The organism is Rufibacter hautae (genome assembly GCF_008271695.1).
In the GTDB taxonomy this organism is placed as follows: Bacteria; Bacteroidota; Bacteroidia; order Cytophagales; family Hymenobacteraceae; genus Nibribacter; species Nibribacter hautae.
In genome coordinates this window covers 861,560-881,937 of the sequence record NZ_VKKY01000003.1, presented here as the reverse complement: position 1 = coordinate 881,937, position 20,378 = coordinate 861,560, and the positions used below count along the sequence as shown (strand labels likewise).

Sequence of the window (20,378 nt, the reverse complement as noted above, 5' to 3'; positions counted from 1 at the left end):
CGACCGTAAAGCCATTTATTTGATCTCCTGGCACAATTCCACCAGCACTCCGTTGGCTGATTTTGGGTGCACAAAGCAGACCAGTTTATTATCGGCGCCGAGTTTAGGGGCCTCGTTCAGGAGTTGGAAACCCTGGGCTTTGAGGCGCTCCATCTCGGCTACAATGTCCTCCACTTCAAAGGCAATGTGATGAATCCCCTCCCCTTTCTTCTCAATGAACTTATGGATGGCGCTGTGCTCGGCGGTGGCTTCCAGAAGCTCAATCTTGGTGTTGCCCACGTGGAAAAAGGAGGTATTAACGGCTTCGCTTTCAACTTTTTCGGCCTTGTAAGGCTCTGCGCCTAATAATTTGGCAAACAATTGATTTGCTTCTTGGCAATTTTTCACGGCAATGCCAATATGTTCTACATGCATACGGTTTATTTAAAGGTATTCTAAGTAATGTTTTTTGTGTATTTTTGCGTGCAAATCAAACTAACTGGAGCTAAAATCTGTTTTTTTGATAAGCCAACACAGGAAAACTACTGACGAAGATGCTGAAATTTCCGATTTATCTAGATAATAATGCCACCACGCCTATGGACCCGCGCGTGTTGGAGGCCATGTTGCCGTACTTCACCAATCACTTCGGGAACGCTGCGTCCCGGAATCACCCGTTCGGCTGGGCCGCCGAAGAAGCGGTAGACTATGCCCGTGAGCAGATCGCGGCATTGATTAACTGTAACCCCAAGGAATTGATTTTCACTTCAGGCGCTACGGAGTCAGACAACCTTGCCATCAAGGGTGTGTTTGAGATGTATGCCTCTAAAGGAAACCATATCATCACGGCCACTACTGAGCACAAAGCAGTGTTGGATACGTGTAAGCACATTGAGAAACTGGGCGGACAGGTAACCTATCTGCAGGTAGACGCAGAAGGCCTGATTAACCTGGAAGAACTGGAAGCTGCCATCACGGACAAGACCATCCTGATCTCTATCATGTATGGAAACAACGAGGTGGGTGTGATTCAGCCTATCAGAGAGATCGGAAGAATTGCCAAGAAACATGGCGTTCTGTTCTTCTCAGATGCGACCCAAGCCGTGGGTAAAATTCCGGTGGATGTGGAAGCCGATGGTATTGACATCATGGCTTTCTCCGGTCACAAAATGTACGGTCCTAAAGGCGTTGGTGCCTTGTACGTACGTCGTAAAAACCCACGGGTAAAAGTTACTGCCCAGATGGACGGTGGCGGACACGAGCGCGGCATGCGTTCTGGTACCTTGAACGTGCCTGGTATTGTAGGTTTAGGCAAAGCCGCCGAGATCTGCCGCACCGACATGGCTTCTGACACTGCCCGCATCATCGCCATGCGTGACCGCTTGGAGCGCGAGTTGCTGCAAATGGAAGAGTCTTACCTGAACGGAAACAAAGAGAGCCGTCTACCCCACGTAAGCAACATCTCCTTCAAATATGTAGAGGGGGAAGGCTTGATGATGGGCGTGAAAGACATTGCCGTATCTTCAGGATCTGCCTGTACTTCTGCTTCCCTGGAGCCTTCTTACGTGCTCAAAGCAATGGGCATGAGCGATGACCTGGCGCACTCTTCCCTGCGTTTCGGTTTGAGCCGTTTCACTACCGATGAGGAAGTGGATTACGCCATCAGCCACGTGAAGGAAGCTGTGACCAAACTTCGTGAACTAAGCCCGCTGTGGGAAATGTTCAAAGAAGGTATTGACCTTGACTCTGTAGAGTGGGCAGAACACTAAGATTTTAATTAAGAATGGGGAATTAAGGAGTAGGTATGATCAGAATAGGATCTAATATCGTATACCCTAGTTACTTACCCCCATTCTTAATGCATTTTTATAAAATTGTAATTAAAACAAAGCCATGGCTTATTCAGATAAAGTAATAGATCATTACAGCAACCCACGCAACGTAGGTACGCTGGACAAATCAAAATCAAACGTGGGTACTGGTTTAGTAGGTGCCCCTGAGTGCGGTGACGTAATGCGTTTGCAGATCGAAGTAGATGAGAACCAAGTAATCACCGATGCCAAGTTCAAAACTTTCGGTTGTGGTTCTGCTATTGCTTCTTCTTCTTTGGCCACGGAGTGGTTGAAAGGCAAAACTGTTGACGAGGCGTTGGCCATTGACAACATGGAGATTGTGGAAGAATTGGCGTTACCGCCAGTTAAAATTCACTGCTCTGTTCTAGCCGAGGACGCTATCAAGTCTGCTATTAATGACTACCGCGTGAAAAACGGTCTGGAGCCATTGGTAGAGGCTAAGTCGCACCACTAAGATTCCTGCGAGCGCATGGATGTATCCACCAATGTGCACGTAGAGAGCGCCCGGATTCAGAAGCAGATTGAGGAGCATTTAGGCATGGAGGGAAGTCAGCTTTTGTTTGACTTCCGCCCCATGGAAGACCGAATGCGCCTTGATTTGATTACCGTGAACCCGCGGCACCACCAGTCGTTCCTGTTCCATACCGTAACAGGTTATGACCGGGTGGATGCGCTCCGGAAGATGCTGGACTATGTGCGGCAATCGCGTGACCAAGAAAGCTCCTTTACCATCCAGTGGGTGGCGCGGGGCGAGCGCGAGCTGAACACCTCCTACTTCCGGGCGACCAACATGTATGATGCGTTGGATAAACTATATTATGGCCGGGACATCAACACCATCACCGTTTTCAGTGTGGTTTTGAACCCAGTCTCTTAAATTAAAAAGGACACGCGTATGATTACCGTTTCTGATAAAGCAAAAGAAAAAGTAGAAAAGCTGAAGCAAGACTCTAACATAAATGACAGCTTCCGCTTGAGAGCCTCTGTAGCCGGTGGTGGATGCTCCGGATTGTCTTACAAGCTGGACTTCGATGACGAGGTAAAGCCCATGGACCAGGAGTTTGAAGACAAAGGCGTGAAGGTAGTGGTAGATATGAAAAGCTTCCTTTACCTAGCTGGCACTGAGCTGGACTTCTCCGATGGATTAAACGGCAAAGGCTTCTTCTTCAACAACCCCAATGCCAGCCGTACCTGCGGCTGCGGCGACAGTTTCTCTGTATAACTTGTTTCATTGTAATAAAGCAAAAAGGCACCGCATGCGGTGCCTTTTTGCTTTATAGGTGTTTTCAGGAAAACGGGCGTAAAAAGATCAGCTTTTTCTCATGTATATGTGTTTGTAGTCTCAAGCCATCACGATAAGTAGTGCGGTACATTGTGCATAGTCTCTCACTAAGCCACTCTCAGACAGCCAATCTCCTGATTGGTGAAACTTGGAAGCTTAATACTACGGTGCTTATCCTGCACTTTTTTCTGGAAACACCATCGAAACATCTGCCCTTCTCCAGTACGCCAATCAGGAGATTGGCTGTCCGGTAAGTGCGTAGAGCGCTGACGCTAACTCTACACATAACCAGTAAAAAGCTCTAGAGATTCTATTCCGTCTTTTAACTCAAGTAAACAACCTAAAGTGTGCTCCAAGAAAAAGGCTTGGAGATTACTTCTCCAAGCCTTCAGAAATTAACGCTAAATTCTCAATGCTTATCTGGCTACCTGCACTGGGTGGTCTTCCAGTTGGGCATAGTGAAGTTTCCAAGCGCCTTTCTCGTTCTTTTTCCAGAGTAGCATGAAGTTACCTTCGCCCTCTCCTTTCGGTAATTGGCGATCAGACGGAATTACATCTACTGTGAAAGTACCACCTTCAAAAGCGATGTTTTCATCAGCACCGGAGCTCACCGGGAAAGTTTTCAGGTTCTCAATGGTACCCATGGTTTCGCGCACCCATTTCTGCGACACTTCAGATTTGCCGTTGTAATGCACCTCGCCTTGCACAAAATGTACATCCTCGGCAAGAAGGGTATCTAATTGGGCCGAGTTTCTGCTGTTCCAGGCACCTATAAATTGTTGGTTCAGTTGCTGCACGTTAACGGGCTCTTTCTTCTCGGTTTTAGTACAGGAGAAAAGCAGGGCCGCAAACAAAAACATGACAATGGACGATTTCATACGTTCAGATTTTAGTGAATCAATAAACCACATACTCGGTTTGAATATTAGAGGTTTCAAATATTATAGACTTCTAATGAAAAAGCCCAAGCACAGGGCTTGGGCTTTCCTATAGGTAGGCATGTGCCCAGCTTACCAGCTTTTTCTTCTGTATTCAGAATCAGCGTACGGCTTAGAATAGTCACCGTAGTTCTCGTTCGGCAAGAAAGACAGGTTAGACATGCTCATGATCTGCGGCTGACCGGCAGTATAGCCAGTGTAGGCCATGGTAGCCGGAGCGGCAACAGCAGCTGATTTAGCGGCTGTGGAAGTAGAAGATCTCTTGGCAGAACCAGAAGACCTGTTAGATGAGTTATAAGAATAAGCGCGGTTAGCGGCTACAGTTCTGTTGAACTCAGCTTCTTGTTCTGCAGCTCTTTTCTTTCTTTTGTTATCAACGATTTTACCTACACCATATCCGGCAGCACCACCAACGACACCACCAACTACACCACCTACAACTCGGTTACGTTTGTTGATGATGGCACCTGCCGCAGCACCAGTACCAGCTCCAATCACCGCACCTTTGGCTTGTGGGCTCCATTTTTTTCTTTCTTGCGCCTGGGCATCATTGAAGGCAACAGTCACTAAGAACAGAAGGGCGAATATCAAACTTAGCTTTTTCATGTTAGTACTTTTTAGAGTCTGTAAAAGTTTATCTCTTATGTTTTCTACCTTTTCAACTACCGTGCCAAAAATGAAATCTAAAATAAAAGCACCCTTTAGATTCATTTTGCCAATTCAGGGAAGCTCCTCGCCTTTTAATTAGCACTTTAAGGCTCATCAGGTGATAAAACGGATTTAGCAATATTTAGATACATTGATGATTTTCCCTCAAGAAGTGAAGCTAGGAGGCTGTATTAGAAATGTCAATTTTCAGCTTATATCAAACTAAAAGCCAGTCCATTATAATGGACTGGCTTTTAGTTTGATAAACTTTCTTCCCTTAAAAGAACCTACTTCATAATGTCAGTTCAGGATTACGTTGGTGGACTTGGGATTTCTCAGTTGATTCCCTATTTGCTACAAACAATTTTATGTGAAGCTTTTTAAGCAATGGCTTTTCGATAAAGTAACTTAATACATAAGCAACCACCAGGACACATCCAGTCATCAAGAGAATTTGCCAAAACACAGGTAATAGCTTCAATTTAGGCTGGACAAATAGCCTTCCTATTTCATTATGAACCAAATACAAGCAATAAGATATTTGAGCAAGGAACAGGGAGGCCTTATTTATAAAGAATGGCACATAAGAGTTGATAGCCAAGTAAAAAACAAGAAAATAGAGCACGGTCATTCCTACATTCTCAGCAGGGCTTAAATAATTTACAACTCCATGAATGGTATGGGAATTACTAATAGACAAAATAGAAGTTAAGAGGCAGAGCCCAATTAGAATCCAGCGCCAGGCGCTTGGTTGGTCATACTTTATTTTATTGAAGATAATTCCGGCATAGAAGGATGGCCATACGATCAAAAGCGGAAAACCGTTCACGGTTGCTTCGTGAGTTAAAGTAAATGAACCTAGAGGAAACATACTGGTTATTAATAAGTATCCCAAAATGAGAGCTCCACCCCACTCTACGTACCGCTCCCCTTTACACCATAAGATTAAAGCCAAAACCGCGTAAAAGAGAACCTCTATCAGGAGGGTCCAGTAGACACCATCCAGAAAGGGTATTTCTTGAAAGTAGTTTAAGAAAGAGAGATTAGAAAAGTACTGCAAAACCAAAGCCTCTACCGGTACTCCATGTTTAAGGTTGTACAAAAACATACATCCAAAAGTAAGGGACGCACAGATCCAAAACATGGGAATCAACCTTATAAACCTTTTCAGGCTGTATTCACCTACGTTAGGATTACTTCTGAGGAGATTGTAGCCCACAAAACCGCTGATGATAAAGAACAGATCTGTTCCTCCGGCAAATAGCCTGAAATAAGGAAACAACGTCGTCCCGCTTGAAAAATGAAAAAAGACAACTATAAAAGCAGTTATCCCCCTTATACAATCTAACTCTACAATTCTTTTAGAAGGAGCCATGCAAATAGTAAAATTCTGACTTCATAAAATTTGATGTTTAAGCACTATTTTGAAAAAATCACCCCTAAAACAATATTTACAAAGATAACAGCGAAAATTAATTACTTAAGAATTCATAGACAAAGTAGAACTATTTATAATGCCTTAAGTTAAACCCACCTCTTTTTAAGAGACCAATCCTAAGTACATTGAAATGACAACTAAGCTCATCAGCACATTTTGAAGGAATTTTCCTTCTACAATACGCTAAGGTGGAGAACGATCCATAATTTTTCTCCAAAGCCTTTCTCATATCACATCCCCCTTCTCTAAAACCTGTTATCTTTACTAACTCGCTTAGTTTCCAATCCCGTGAAGATAACTTCTGTTCGTTTCCTTAACCTGAACTCGCTGCAGGGTGAGCACCTTATTCGGTTTGATGAGGCGCCTTTGAGTGAATCGGGGCTCTTTGCCATTACCGGACCCACCGGGGCGGGCAAGACCACCATCCTGGACGCCATCACGGTGGCGCTCTACGGGCAGGTACCGCGGCACGGCCGCGACGTATCCGAGATCATGACGCGCCATACCGGCGAGTGCTGGTCTGAGGTGGAGTTTGAGACCCAAGAGAAAACCTACCGCGCGCGCTGGAACCTCCGGCGCAGCCGAGGAAAAGCCGATGGCAAACTGCAAAGTCCCGTGATGGAGTTGATTGACGCTGCCACCCAGGAAGTATTGGAATCACGCCTTTCGGAGACGCGACAACGCATCATTGAGTTGTGCGGACTGGATTTCCAGCAGTTTCTGCGCTCGGTGATGCTTTCGCAGGGAGATTTCACGCGTTTCCTGAAAGCCAGCGAGAGCGAGCGCAGTGAACTTCTGGAGAAACTCACGGATACGCGCATCTACTCGCACATCTCCATGGCGGCGTATGAGAAGGCGAAAGCCGAGAAACAGAAACTGCAGGACCTGGAACGTATGCTGCAGTTGGACCAGCTTTTGCCCGAGGAGACCCGCGCCGTCATGGCTCAGGAAGCCACCGAGATGAAAGCCGCCGTTAGGCTGGCCAACCAGCAGGTGCAGCAGCACCAAAGCCAGCAAATCTGGCTGGACAACCTGCAGAAACTAACCCAAAAGCAGGAGTCACTTACTGCCCAATTAGCTCAGGCCCAAGCTCAGCAAACAGCCTGGGAACCCAACCGCGAGAAACTGCAGCGCCATGACCAGGCTCAGCCGTTCCAAGGGGAATTGGCGCGTCTTTCAGAGGTACAGCTTCAGGGGCAGACGTATGTCAAAACAATAGACTTCCTGCAACAGCAGATTCCAGCCCAAAAGCAACTGGTCACCTCCCATGCAGAGGCAGCCAATACTGCCCGTGCCCAACATCAGACTGCACAGCAAACCTTAACCGAAGCAGAGCCCAGATTAGACAAAGTCTTGCAGCAAGACACGCATCTGGCAGCGCAACAGGCCCAGTACACCAAAGATGAGGCAGCCACCACCCAACTGCAAGCCCAGGTAAAAGAGTTAGCCACTACGTCTGACCAACTGCAGGCTGAGTTCAAAAGAATCTCCGAGCTGGGAGTCTCCATCAAAAAGTGGCTCGGGGAGCACGCGCAGGACGAGGAACTGACCCAAACCCTCCACGAAGGGAAATCAGAATACAAAAGCCTGGAGGAAGTACAGAAACAGCAAACCAGGTTCCGGAAAGAACAGACTGATTTCCGGCTTATTTTTGAGAAAGAAACCCAAAACGCAGCTTCCTGGAAAACCCAACTGAAGACCACGGAACGCCACCTGAAAGAGCAGCAAACCACGCTAGCCAAACTGCAGGAACAGGCCAAAGCCGCTTTGCAGGGCCAGCAGCATGAGGCCCTGGAACAACTCTGTCATCGCTTGCCTCAGGTTTGCAGCCAACTGGAAAAGCAGCTGGATCTGAGCAAAACCTACCTGCAACTGGAGACCCGTCGGCAAGAGCTGCAGACGGCGCTTTCCAAAACCACCCAGGACCTGCACCAGGGACGCACTTCGCTCACCCAAACCAAGACCGAGCGTGAACAGGCCCAAGACAAGCTTAAAGACCTGCAGCAGATCGTGGATCTGCAGCGCCAGATCCAAAAGTACGAAGATGCCCGCGCCCAACTGCAGCCCGAGCAACCCTGTCCGCTGTGCGGATCTACGCACCATCCTTTCGTGGAAGAACACCAGCCGCAGACTTTATCAGAGGCCGAGCAGAACCTACAGCGGCAGCAGCAGCGCGTACAGCAATTAGACAGCCTGGAGCGGGAACTGGCCGCCGCCGTGCACAAACTGGAAATCGCCGGGCAGCATACCCAGGAGCAGGTGCAGGAGTTGGCCGCGCAGGCGCAGACTATCAGTACCCAATTCGGGCAGATCAACACCGCTCTGGAACTCACGCATGAGATCTCCGGCGCCCAGGCCATAGACCAGTATTGGAATGCCCGTAAAACCGAACTACGGCACGCCACCGCCACGCTGGAGGAACTCCGGGGCCTTAGAACCCGCACCGAGGCCGCGCACCAAACGGAGCAAAAGCTACTCACAGAACAGCAGCGCTTTCGGCATGAATTGGAAAAAACGGCTGAGAAACAGGCCCAGGCAGAAACCCAGATCCACCGACTGCAGGAGGAACTGGATGATCTAGCCGAGCAGGAAAAAGTCTTTGCCCAAACACTTCAATCGTTCTTCAGTACCTATAGCCTCTCCTACTCCGGCAGCAACGGGGCAGACCTTTTGGCCCAACTGGAGAAACGCAGGATTGAGTATGAGCAGAAAAACGCCCAGATGCCGGAATTGCGGGAGAAATACGTCCAGGCCAAGGCCGAGGTAGAAAGCTGCCAGCGGTCTCGGGACGAAAAACAGCAGGAGCTTAACCAGCGCCAGGAACACCTGCAGAAAAGTCTGGCCCATTTGCAGGAACTCCGCGCCCAACGCTACAGGCTCCTACCCGAGGGGCTTCAGCCGCAAGCGGAAAAACAGCGCCTGCAGCAGGCTTTGCAAGGAGCAGCCCAAGCCCTGCAATCTGCCGATGCCGCGCTGCAAAAAGAACAGGAACAATTGAACCTGCTCTCCCATCAGTTGAGCCAAAAACAGCAGGAGCAGCAAACGAACAGACAAGCGCAGGCTACTCTTGAGGCCGCGCTCCTCCAGAAGATACAGCCGCTGGGCTTTGGTACTTTGGCCGACCTGCAGGCCCTGCTTCTGCCGGAAGCCGAGGTACACCGCCTACGGGAAGAGCAAAACCAACTGCAAAAAACGCTTCATGGGCAGGAAAATAGCCTCCGGGAAACCCGCGCCGAATACCAGACCGAGAAGGAACGCCACCTCACTGAGCTGACCCTGGAAGAGTTGCAGCCGCTCATCAACGCCTTGGAGGAAGAGAAAAACCATCACCTCGCGCAGATTGCCCGCCTGGAGATGCAACTGCAGCAAGACACCGAGCTGCGCGAGCGCCACCGCCAACTCACCCAACAACTGGACGTGCAGAAAGGCGAAGCCGAGCGGTGGGACCGTCTTTCCCGCCTCATCGGCTCCGCCGATGGCAAGAAGTTCAGCAAGTATGCGCAGAGTTTGACCCTGGCGCGTCTGGTGGAACTGGGCAACCGTCACCTGCACCGCCTCAATGATCGCTACCGTATCTTAAAGAGCACCGAAAATGAACTGGAGCTGCAGATTCTGGACACCTACCAAGGCGATGCCGTCCGCTCGGTGAACTCCCTTTCCGGCGGAGAAAGCTTCCTGGTGAGCCTGGCGCTGGCTTTGGGCCTGTCTGACCTAGCCAGCCACAAAGCCCAGATCCACTCCTTGTTTATTGACGAAGGCTTCGGGACGCTGGACGCGGAAACGCTGGACGTTGCCATGGATGCGCTGGAAAGCCTGCAGGCCAGCGGAAAAATGATCGGGATTATCTCGCACGTTGAAGCCCTGAAAGAACGCATCAGCACCCAGATTGTAGTGGAAAAGCAAGCCGGTGGCCGCAGCAAAATCAGCGTAGTGAGCACCGTAGGCATGGCCTTTTAAAGGTTCTTACCACTAAGCCCAACTTCTGGAGAGTTAAAAATTAAAAGCGTTTACCGCCTGTTTTCTTGGAAAGAGGCGGTAAACGCTTTTTCTGTGCTGAGAAGCCTAAGCGCAGACGCTCCCGGGACATCCAGACTTTTAATAAGGAAAAAGCATGACTAGCATGAAACTCCCCTCCTACTATTGGCATGCACGAAGGGCGAAATGGTGAAAGGCAGTTTTTTGAACAACAGGCACCACAACTCCCCTCTCGTTTTAAGCTTTCTTTCTAAGATTCAGCCCTAAAACAAACCTAGTGCCCTAATCAGCGCAGGTTTTGCAGGGGGTGCGCTTTTCCTTTTGGGCTTGGGCTAAGGTGATGTTGGCCACGGTGCTCTTGCACTGTTCCAAGCGGCTGCAGGTAGGGTCGGTGTGGAAGATCTTGGAGCCCTTGCTCTGGCAGATGTAAACTTTGCCTCCTTTTGCTATCGCGGAAGCCTTGGGTGCGGTAGTTTTTTTGGTGACACTGCCTTCCTCCTCATTTTCTGTGTTCCCCGAGGTGGCTGATTTGCCGCGGCGGCTTTGGCGGTATTCCCAGGGTGCCTGCGGCGAGGGACCGGCCCAGAGCCCGCGCTTCTCGGCCCGGGCCTCGGCTTCCAGACGGGCCAGTTCCTGGTCTTTGGAGTAAGCGGTATAATGCCAGGCAAAGCCGTTCCGCACCAGTTCCTGGTTCAGGGTCCGGCCATCGGGCAGAAGGATGGTGCCTACCGTACGGCCGTAGCGATCCACATTCCCCACCTCCAACTTCACAATCTTTCCGAAGACCAGGTCTGAGGTAAACTGCCGCGCGCGGGTGCCGAAATCCTGCTTCTTTTCGGGGCAATCCACTCCCTGTAAGCGAACAGTCAGTGATTTGCCGTCTTTGAGCAGTTCCACCGTGTCGCCGTCTTTAATGCCGATCACCTTGTATCCGTTCTCAGAAGGCTGTTCCTCTGCCTGAGCCTGTTTGTTTTCCTGGCTGTAGTCTTTGCTTTGCTGGCAACCCAACATGATTCCCAGGCAAAGCAGCCAGAAAGTGAGTTTTGAAAGGGCAACGTGCGCGCGCATAGATGTTGTTTGGTACATGGTTCAGGTTCTCATACGTGGAAAGCAATCCCCTGGCGCTAAGGCTAGCAAGAGAAATCTCTCTGGGCAAAAGTTAAAGTTTGTGGTAGACGCCAAAAACTTTCCACCGCTTGATGGTCCCTGAAAATTAAGAATTTCTGAAATGAATTCAGACTCTGGTATGAAAGTATCAGGCACGGCAGCAAACAGCCTAAGCTAATTATGGAAATAGCAATCTACCTAATTTAAAATCTTCAACAATGTTAATTATTCCTTAACCAATTCATAACCAAACAGTTTTATCCTTAAAAATTTTTCACAATATTAGACTGCCAAACTTTTACAAACATCATTTCAGGTAACTTATGATCACTTCTACTGCTACAGCCACCAAGCCTGTCACAGCGCCCACTACGGTCACTAAGCTTTCCAAAATCCCTTTCATCTTGTTGATGATTGTGGTAGGATTGACCTTTGTCTTCCCCTCTGTCCCCAAGGCAGTGGTTTCTGCCCAGTTAAACCAGGCCGATGTTGCCTGGATGCTCACCGCCACGGCGTTTGTGTTGCTCATGACTCCGGGGCTGGCCTTCTTTTACGGAGGCATGGTGAACCGCAAAAACGTGATCTCCACCATGCTGCAGAGCTTTATCTGTATGGCCATGATTGCGGTGATCTGGGTGGTTTTCGGGTTTAGCCTGGCCTTCGGCGAATCTATAGGGGGCTTCATCGGGAACCCGGCCACGTTCTTCATGATGCGGAACGTGCTGGACGGCGCTCCATGGGAACTGGCGCCCACCATTCCGCTGGCCCTTTTTGCCATGTTCCAGTTGAAATTTGCCATTATCACGCCGGCCCTGATCACAGGGGCTTTCGCCGAGCGGATCAGGTTTACGTCTTACACGGTTTTCATCCTGCTCTTCTTTGTCTTTATCTATGCACCTTTGGCTCACGCCACCTGGCACCCACAGGGAATTCTGTTCAAACTAGGCGTTCTGGACTTTGCGGGCGGAACCGTGGTGCATATGTCGGCGGGTTGGGCGGCTTTGGCCTCGGCGCTTTTCCTGAAAAGAAGACATGAGCCTACGCACTCGCCGGCCATGATCACGTTTGTGCTGCTGGGCACCGGTTTACTGTGGTTTGGCTGGTTCGGGTTCAACGCCGGCTCAGCCATGGGCGCCAATTCTTTGGCTGCCACAGCCCTGGCCACTACCATGACAGCCTCAGCCGCTGCCGCCCTGGCCTGGATTTTCTTTGACGGCGTGAAAGGGCGCAAGCCTTCTGCCATGGGTACCTGTATTGGCGCCGTGGTAGGCTTGGTCGCTATTACCCCGGCCGCTGGGTTTGTGACGTTGCCGCATTCCATCGCCATTGGCGTGATCTCCGCCGTGATCAGTAACCTCTTGGTGGACTTCCGGACTCGCACCAGCGTGGATGATACTCTGGATGTTTTCCCTTGCCACGGCGTGGGCGGAATGGTAGGTATGCTGCTGACGGGCGTATTCGCCAGCAAAGGCGTGAATCCTGCTATTGCTGACCAAGGGCTGCTCTTCGGGGAAACCAAGTTGTTTCTGGCCCAGTTGGGTGCGCTGGTAGGTGTATCTATCTTTGCGTTTGCCGGCTCCTGGCTTCTACTGAAGCTAACCGACCTAATTTCGCCGCTGCGGGTTTCCAGCGAGGAAGAGCAACTGGGTCTTGACCTTTCGCAGCACGACGAGAAAATGTAATTCTGTTTTTAAGCAAGATTTGATAAAACGAGCCGAAAACAGCCTTTCAGGGGTTGATTTCGGCTCGTTTCTTTTGGCTAATCGTAGTTTGAATGTCACTACCTTTCAACTGCCACTGTTCAATTTAAAGCACTGGATTTTGAAGGTTTGATCCTGGCAAATCAGCTACACCACGCAAACCCCTCCTTTCTTAAGTCCTATTACATTCTTTTTTAGAACCATAACACACATCTGCCAGCACCGTTAAATGCAAATAGATCAACCGAAATAAGATTATGAAAAATCTGAAGATATCATTGGTCATGCTGTGCTCTGTGTTTGTATTAGGCGGCAGCGTGACGCACGAGGCACAAGCCCAGGAGGTTAAAAAACAAAAGAGAGGCTGGAGTAAAAAAGCCAAAGGCGCGGTGATTGGCGGAGCCGGTGGTGCCACTGCCGGAGCCATTGTTGGCGGTACGAAAGGAGCCATCATCGGGGCTGCGGCCGGTACCGTAGCTGGTGGGGCCATCGGGAGAAAGAAAGACCGGAAGAAAGACCCTAAGCGCTACGACCAGTACGCCAAGAAGAATAATGACTAATTCCCTTTATTTTTAAGTCAAAAAAAGAGGGCTCTCACCTGAGATGCCCTCTTTTTTTCATGAATTAACCTACGTTGTAAGCCTGAAAATTTCAGGATTGGTGGTTTCAAGCCCGTTTTCATAAAACGGTCCTTGAAACGCAGAAGCAACCAAAGCGCCGCTCTGTCTACCCTTAGTTTCCTTCCACTTCCCGCTCTGGACCATTTGGCAATTCGCCTTCGTTCTCGCCCCGCTCCTTTTTCTGCGACACATTCCCGAAACGGTAGCTGAAACCAACAAACACAATTTGACTTTGAGGCTTGTAACGGCTGGTTTCCTCAAACTGTCCTTCTGAAAACGTGTACGAGTTAAACCGCATGGTGTTGAATACATCCTGCACCCGCAAGATGATATTACCCTTTCCGCCAAATACTTCTTTGCGGGCACTCAGGCTGGTGGTGAAGAACGAAGAACGCTCCCCCTGCACTGTTACTGTGGGCGACCGGTAATTCATGGAAAGCTGCACTTCGGTTTTGTACGGCAAGGTGAAGTTGGAATTAAGACGGCTGGTCCAGCTGAGGCGGCTGTTGGAGGCCAGGCCCTGCTCAGTGGCGTCTATCTTGTAATTGAAACCGGAGACGTTAGCGTTGAGGCTCCACCATTTGAACAGGTTGGCGGTTCCGGTTAACTCCAACCCGTAAGATTCGCCTGAGGCGATGTTTTGGAAGGTAGACAGCGTGGCATTTTCCCCGTTTTCGGTGGTAAACTGATTGCGGATGCTTTGTACCACATCGGTCATTCGGCGGTAGAAAACGCCTACCGTGGCGGTGGTTTCTTTCCAGAAGTGCAGGTAGTTTACCTCATACGAATCCGTGAACTCAGGCCGAAGGTTCGGGTTTCCCTCCCGTACATTCAGGGCATCAGAAACATCCCGGAACGGGTTCAACTGGCCCGTCCACGGACGGTCAATGCGGCGACTGTAACTGGTCTGCACTTTCTGCTCCTGGGAGAACTCGTAGGTCAGGAAAAGGCTGGGAAACAGGTTCAGGTACTCAATGTTGTTGCGCTTGCCCTGGGTAATCTGGTCTGTGACAATGTTGGTTTGCTCCAGCCGTGAGCCCAACTGGTAACTGAATTTGCCAATGGCATCGCCGTAGTTTCCGTACACCGCGTGCACCCATTCATCATATACAAAGTGGTTAGTACGGCCTATGCTGTTTTCATAGCGTCTGGAGATTCTGTTAAACTCGGTGGCTTGCACATCTTCGTCGCTGCGCTCAAAGGTGCTGCGGTAACCGGCCTCCCATTTCCCTTTTTCGCTGAACGGATGCACATAATCTACCTGCAATGAGAACTCCCGCTCTTTTTCCAGACCTTGGTTTTTCTGAAGATCGTTTCTGGCTGGCGTTTCACGGCCCTCTGCGTTGTAAAACAATTGCCTGAAATCATCCTGCCCACGCTCCTCTTCCTGGTTGAACACGGCATCGGCGGTTAACTCGCGGCCGGGTTTGTCAAAGGTCATGCGGTAGCCAAGCGTGTACTCAAAAAGGCGGCTGGTTTCATCACCGGTGGTGGCTCTGTTAGAGGTGCTGTTGAGCGACCGGTTTTCCTCTAAAAACCGGTAAAAAGTGTTCCCGTCATTTTCACGATAGCCGTACCTATACAGCACCGAACCCGTGATACTTTGCTTATCAGTGAGCTGGTAATCTGCCCCGAAGCGGACGTTGTGGTTTCCCCGCCGGTTTTCGTTTTCCGACTCCTGCTCCAGATATGAAGTAGAATCCGGTTTAGATTCTTCTCGCCTATAATTTGTCCGGAAAACGCTTCCGGTGCCTTTTCGGTAATCTTGCCGGAAATCATAGTTGGTGAACAGGTTCAGCTTGCCGAAGCGGTAGTTGAGGTTGAGTGAGGTGTTGTAGCGGTTACCCATGCCGGCGTTTACTGAAGCCACTCCGTTCAAGCCTCTTTGCTTCTCTTTTTTTAAAATGATGTTTAAAACGCCGCCCGTGCCGCTGGGATCGTATTTAGACGACGGATTGGTAATCACCTCTACCCGGTCAATGGTGCTAGCCGGAATCTGGTCCAGCCCCAGCCCACTCAGCGCTGAGGGCTTGCCGTCAATCAATATGGTAATGTTGGAGGTGCCGCGCATGCTCACGGTTCCTTCTTGGTCAACAGTGACGGAGGGCACGTTCTGCATCACATCTACCGCCGTGCCGCCCACGGTAGACAGATCCTGCCCCACGTTATACACCCGCCGGTCCAGACCGTATTCTACCTGCGCGCGCTGGCCCACCACTTCCACGGCCTTCAACTGCGTACTCGCCGACCGCATGGCAATCACCCCCAGATCCACCGAGGGCGCGGCGGCGCTTACCTCAATGTTGGGCACCACGCGGGTAGCATACCCCACAAAGGAAACCTTCAGGTGGTACCTACCGGCCGCCACCGGGGCCACCGTGAAAGTGCCATCCCCGTCTACCAGGGCGCTGCTCACAATGGCAGAATCGCGGCCAGAGAGGAGCGCGGCCGTGGCATACCCTACCGGCTGTTTGGTGGTGGCATCCTGCAGCTTGCCCGTGATCTTGCCCTGACCCTGGGCAGCGGTATAGCCAAACAAAAGGATACAGATAATAGAGAGCCGGAGGAGATGTTTCATGCGGGGGATTTTTAAAGTACGCGTACTGGAATGATTCTCTTTTGATAAAAACGGCCCCAAAACACATAAGTGTCAAGGAACCGGGGCTAATTGGAGCCTTTTGATGCCCAAAGGTTTAAAGTCTCCGCTATATTTTCTTAGAACAGCCGAAATGGACTTCTGTTTTAAGCTGGTTTTTTTAAAAAAGGCCTAAAAACAAAAAGGCCCGGGCAGAGCCCAGGCCTTTTCAATGCTGATGTGAAAATTCTTACAAGTGGATCACCTCACCGTAGGCGGCTGCGGCGGCTTCCATCACGGCCTCAGACATGGTAGGGTGCGGGTGCACAGACTTGATGATCTCGTGGCCAGTGGTTTCCAGTTTACGGGCAACCACAATCTCGGCAATCATATCGGTTACTCCGGCGCCAATCATGTGCGCGCCCAGGAACTCGCCGTACTTCGCGTCAAAGATCACTTTCACGAAACCGTCTTTGGCACCGCTGGCGCTGGCTTTACCGGAGGCTGAGAACGGGAATTTACCCACCTTAATCTCACGGCCCAGTTCACGGCACTCTTTCTCGGTGTACCCCACAGAGGCGATCTCCGGGATGCAGTATGTACAGCCCGGGATGTTTTTGTAATCCAACGGCTCTGGGTTGTGGCCGGTGATGGCTTCCACGCAGATGATTCCCTCAGCAGAGGCAACGTGCGCCAAAGCAGGGCCTTTCACGATGTCACCAATGGCGTACACGCCCGGTACGTTGGTACGGTAGAAATCATCGGTTACTACGCGGCCGCGTTCAACGGCCACGCCCAGCTCTTCCAGACCCAGGTTCTCCAGGTTGGTTTGGATACCCACCGCAGACAGCACGATGTCGGCCTCAATGGTTTCTTCGCCTTTGGCGGTTTTGATTTTCACAACGCAACCTTCGCCCGATGTGTCTACTGACAACACCTCAGAGTTGGTCATGATGTTCACGCCGGCTTTCTTGAACGATTTCTCCAGGGTCTTGGACACCTCTTCGTCTTCTACCGGCACAATATTCGGCAGGTACTCTACCACGGTCACCTCGGTACCCATGGCGTTGTAGAAATAGGCGAACTCAATCCCGATGGCGCCGGAACCCACCACCACCATGCGCTTGGGCTGCTGCTCCAGCACCATGGCCTGGCGGTACCCGATGATCTTTTTGCCGTCAATAGGCAGGTTCGGCAGTTCGCGCGAGCGGGCACCCGTGGCCAGGATGATATGGGCGGCTTCGTAAATCTCGGCTTTGCCGTCAGCAGACGTCACTTCTAGTTGGCCCTGGCCTTTCAGTTTGCCGTAACCGGCGATATGGTCAATCTTGTTTTTGCGGAACAGGAACTGGATGCCTTTGCTCATGCCCTGGGCCACGCCCCGGCTGCGGGCAACCACCGCCCCGAAATCAGCACTGGCATCGGCTACGTTGATCCCGTAGTCTTTGGCATGCTGGATGTACTCAAATACTTGTGCGCTTTTCAGGAGGGCTTTGGTAGGGATACAGCCCCAGTTAAGGCAGATACCGCCCAACTCAGCTTTCTCTACCACGCCCACTTTCATACCCAATTGTGATGCGCGGATGGCGGCTACGTAACCACCGGGGCCGCTACCCACCACTATCAAATCATATTTTGATGCCATGTGTCTGGATGTAAGGTTATGTACTGGCAAAGCTACATCATAAATGGTCTTTTGCCAAGTTTATCACCGAGAAGCCCTTTCTGGCTTGTTTCTGCTAAAACAACCCCAAAACGCTTTCCTGTTTCCGGCAGGAGTTTCTCCAGATGGGTTCTGAAATTGGCCATTCAAGAAGAATCTGGTTGTTAAAGGCCAAGGTTTAGAAATCCCGCGGGTGACAGGTGCTTTTGCCCCGGGCGGGCTTTGGTTGGGGAAGGCAGCGCCCTTTCATCCTGCCGGATGACGTCGTTGCAGTGCAACGACGCTACATATTTGCCCTGTAGCGACGTTACACCGTAACGTCGTACTCATTCCATGTGACAGCAACGACATAAACGAAAGGGTTGCCCACCTTCTTACCAGGCGCTACCGGCATACGCCAAGAAAATGTATATTGCTCTCTTCATTGCCAGCCACACAACCCATGAAGCGATTCCTCCTTATCCTTTTAGTTTCCCTAACCGCCGTAGCCCAGGCCCAGACCAAAAACGAATTCGTGATTGAGACGAAGAACGTGCACTTGGTTTTGTCTGTGGGCGCGAATCAGAAGTTGTACCAGAGCTACCTGGGGCCCAAACTGACCGACGCCACTGAGTACACCAAACTGCAACCTGAGCACGAGGCTTATGTGCCCGCTGGCACCGACAACCTGTTTGAACCCGCCATCAGGGTGCAGCACAATGACGGCAACCCGTCGCTGGATTTACGGTATGCCTCCAGCCGCACCGAGAAACAGGACAACGTCACCACCGCGCACATCACGCTCAAAGACCCCAAATACCCCGTGGAGGTGACGCTGCACTTTTCGGCCTATTTTCAGGAAGACGTCATCAAAACGTGGACCGAGATCAAACACCAGGAAAAGAAACCGGTAATCTTGACGCAGTACGCCTCGGCCATGCTGCACTTCGATGCGCCGCAGTACTACCTCACCCAGTTCCACGGCGACTGGGCCGAGGAGATGCGCATGGAGGAAAGCAAACTCACCAACGGTACCAAGGTGCTGGACAGCAAACTAGGCAGCCGGGCTAACATGTACCAGACGCCGGTGTTCTTCCTGTCCAAAAACAAACTAGCCGATGAAACCACCGGCGAGGTACTGGCCGGTACGCTGGCTTGGACCGGAAACTTCCGCTTTGCGTTTGACATGGACGAGAAACAGTCTTTGCGCGTGGTGGCCGGCATGAACCCGTACGCCTCTGAGTACAAACTGCCCAGAAACCAGACCTTCACCACCCCCGCGTTCATTTTCACCTACAGCACCCAGGGCAAAGGCACCGCCAGCCGCAACTTCCACCGCTGGGGCCGCAACTACGGCATCCTGGACGGGAATGAGTCGCGCTACACGCTGCTCAACAATTGGGAGGCCACCTACTTTGACTTCAACGAGGTGAAACTGGCCGGTTTGTTTGAAGATGCCGCCACCCTGGGCGTAGACTTGTTTCTCTTGGACGATGGCTGGTTCGCAAACAAATACCCCCGCAACAGCGACGGCGCCGGCTTAGGCGATTGGCAGGAAAACAAAGCGAAACTTCCCAACGGCATCGGGCACCTCATCAAAGAAGCCGAGAGCAAAGGCGTGAAATTCGGGATTTGGCTGGAGCCCGAGATGGTGAACCCCAAAAGCGAGCTCTACGAGAAGCACCCTGACTGGATCCTGAAGCTGCCCAACCGCGAGGAGCACCTGTACCGCAACCAGCTCATTCTGGACCTGGTCAACCCCAAAGTGCAGGACTTTGTCTTTGATGTGGTGGACAAGCTGCTCACCAAGCACCCCAACATCGCCTATATCAAGTGGGACAACAACCGCATGATGACCAACGCCTACTCGCCGTACCTGAAGGAAAACCAATCGCACCTGTACATTGAGTACACCCGCAGCCTGTACAAAATCCTGGACCGTTTGCGCAAAAAGCACCCGCATTTGCCCATCATGCTCTGCTCCGGCGGCGGCGGCCGCACCGATTATGGCGCCCTGCCCTACTTCACCTCGTTCTGGCCCAGCGACAACACCGATGGCGTGGAGCGCGTCTTCATCCAGTGGGGCTACTCGTATTTCTTCCCGTCCATCGCGCTTTCCAGCCACGTGACTTCCTGGGGCAAGCAGTCGCTGAAATTCCGTACCGATGTGGCCATGATGGGCAAACTGGGCTTCGACCAGGAGATTGACAAGTGGACGAAAGACGAACTGGCCTTCAGCCAACAGGCGGTGAAAAACTACAAACGCCTGAGCGAGGTCATCTGGAAAGGCGACCATTACCGCCTGCTCTCGCCCTATGAGGGCAACCGGGCGGCCGTTATGTACGTGGCACCGGCCAAAGACAAAGCCGTGCTGTATTCCTACAACCTGCACACACGTTTCAACGAGACCATGTTCCCCGTGACGTTGCAAGGCCTGGACCCGCAGAAGAAGTACTCCATCCAGGAAATCAACCTGTTCCCGGGCACCAAATCCAACTTCGCGGCCAACGGAAAAACGTTCTCCGGTGATTACCTCATGAAAGTAGGCTTGCCCATCTCTCCGGATGCCGCTGCCCTTACCAGCCATATTTATGTAATCACCGCGGAGTAAGGCAGTCTCG

15 protein-coding genes are annotated in these 20,378 nt (G+C 51.1%); 8 read left to right on the top strand and 7 right to left on the bottom strand.

The features are described 5' to 3' along the window. Positions 1 to 15: 15 nt before the first annotated feature. Complete coding sequence (gene mce, locus FOA19_RS20125; RefSeq protein WP_149092628.1) at positions 16 to 414, bottom strand: methylmalonyl-CoA epimerase; 399 nt, start codon at positions 412 to 414, stop codon at positions 16 to 18. 119 nt (positions 415 to 533) lie between these two features. Here mce and FOA19_RS20120 point away from each other — a divergent pair, with 119 nt between their 5' ends. From FOA19_RS20120 to FOA19_RS20105, 4 genes are all read left to right on the top strand, one after another. Beyond that, positions 534 to 1,748: an IscS subfamily cysteine desulfurase gene (locus FOA19_RS20120; RefSeq protein WP_317132057.1), complete on the top strand. Its 1,215-nt coding sequence runs from the start codon at positions 534 to 536 to the stop codon at positions 1,746 to 1,748. A gap of 124 nt (positions 1,749 to 1,872) precedes the next feature. Beyond that, a complete protein-coding gene (gene iscU / locus FOA19_RS20115; protein WP_062544368.1) occupies positions 1,873 to 2,286 on the top strand; it encodes a Fe-S cluster assembly scaffold IscU in 414 nt (137 codons plus the stop codon). A gap of 15 nt (positions 2,287 to 2,301) precedes the next feature. Then, positions 2,302 to 2,709: a hypothetical protein gene (locus FOA19_RS20110; RefSeq protein WP_123127279.1), complete on the top strand. Its 408-nt coding sequence runs from the start codon at positions 2,302 to 2,304 to the stop codon at positions 2,707 to 2,709. Between the two features lie 18 nt (positions 2,710 to 2,727). Continuing rightward, entirely contained in the window at positions 2,728 to 3,054 is a 327-nt protein-coding gene (locus FOA19_RS20105) for a HesB/IscA family protein (protein ID WP_149092627.1), read from the top strand. Between the two features lie 476 nt (positions 3,055 to 3,530). Here FOA19_RS20105 and FOA19_RS20100 read toward each other — a convergent pair whose 3' ends face one another. The 3 genes from FOA19_RS20100 to FOA19_RS20090 all read right to left on the bottom strand — a co-directional run bounded on the left by FOA19_RS20100 (position 3,531) and on the right by FOA19_RS20090 (position 6,075). Continuing rightward, a complete protein-coding gene (locus FOA19_RS20100) occupies positions 3,531 to 3,992 on the bottom strand; it encodes a YybH family protein (protein ID WP_149092626.1) in 462 nt (153 codons plus the stop codon). 132 nt (positions 3,993 to 4,124) lie between these two features. Further along, a complete protein-coding gene (locus FOA19_RS20095; RefSeq protein WP_223808995.1) occupies positions 4,125 to 4,763 on the bottom strand; it encodes a YMGG-like glycine zipper-containing protein in 639 nt (212 codons plus the stop codon). A 229-nt stretch (positions 4,764 to 4,992) separates the two neighbouring features. After that, on the bottom strand, positions 4,993 to 6,075 hold the full coding sequence (locus FOA19_RS20090) for an acyltransferase family protein (protein ID WP_149092625.1): 1,083 nt from the start codon (positions 6,073 to 6,075) through the stop codon (positions 4,993 to 4,995). Positions 6,076 to 6,426: 351 nt separating this feature from the next. Between FOA19_RS20090 and FOA19_RS20085 the strand changes: the two genes are divergently transcribed. Further along, positions 6,427 to 10,095, top strand: coding sequence for an AAA family ATPase (locus tag FOA19_RS20085; protein ID WP_149092624.1), 3,669 nt, complete (start codon positions 6,427 to 6,429; stop codon positions 10,093 to 10,095). Between the two features lie 300 nt (positions 10,096 to 10,395). Here the strand turns inward: FOA19_RS20085 and FOA19_RS20080 are convergent, their stop codons facing one another. After that, entirely contained in the window at positions 10,396 to 11,199 is an 804-nt protein-coding gene (locus FOA19_RS20080; protein ID WP_223808994.1) for a thermonuclease family protein, read from the bottom strand. Between the two features lie 344 nt (positions 11,200 to 11,543). On the opposite strand from FOA19_RS20080, the gene FOA19_RS20075 reads away from it, so the two are divergent. Next, a complete protein-coding gene (locus FOA19_RS20075; RefSeq protein WP_149092622.1) occupies positions 11,544 to 12,902 on the top strand; it encodes an ammonium transporter in 1,359 nt (452 codons plus the stop codon). A 275-nt stretch (positions 12,903 to 13,177) separates the two neighbouring features. Continuing rightward, positions 13,178 to 13,480 (top strand): glycine zipper domain-containing protein, encoded by a 303-nt coding sequence (locus FOA19_RS20070; RefSeq protein ID WP_149092621.1) that lies wholly within the window; start codon positions 13,178 to 13,180, stop codon positions 13,478 to 13,480. A 172-nt stretch (positions 13,481 to 13,652) separates the two neighbouring features. Here FOA19_RS20070 and FOA19_RS20065 read toward each other — a convergent pair whose 3' ends face one another. Together FOA19_RS20065 and lpdA are read right to left on the bottom strand one after the other, a co-directional pair. Beyond that, positions 13,653 to 16,118 carry a TonB-dependent receptor domain-containing protein gene (locus tag FOA19_RS20065; protein WP_149092620.1) on the bottom strand — a complete coding sequence of 822 codons (2,466 nt, stop codon included), beginning with the start codon at positions 16,116 to 16,118 and terminating at the stop codon, positions 13,653 to 13,655. 247 nt (positions 16,119 to 16,365) lie between these two features. Continuing rightward, entirely contained in the window at positions 16,366 to 17,760 is a 1,395-nt protein-coding gene (lpdA, locus tag FOA19_RS20060) for a dihydrolipoyl dehydrogenase (protein WP_149092619.1), read from the bottom strand. Positions 17,761 to 18,220: 460 nt separating this feature from the next. Here lpdA and FOA19_RS20055 point away from each other — a divergent pair, with 460 nt between their 5' ends. Further along, positions 18,221 to 20,368 carry an alpha-galactosidase gene (locus FOA19_RS20055; RefSeq protein ID WP_149092618.1) on the top strand — a complete coding sequence of 716 codons (2,148 nt, stop codon included), beginning with the start codon at positions 18,221 to 18,223 and terminating at the stop codon, positions 20,366 to 20,368. The last annotated feature ends 10 nt before the right edge of the window (positions 20,369 to 20,378 follow it).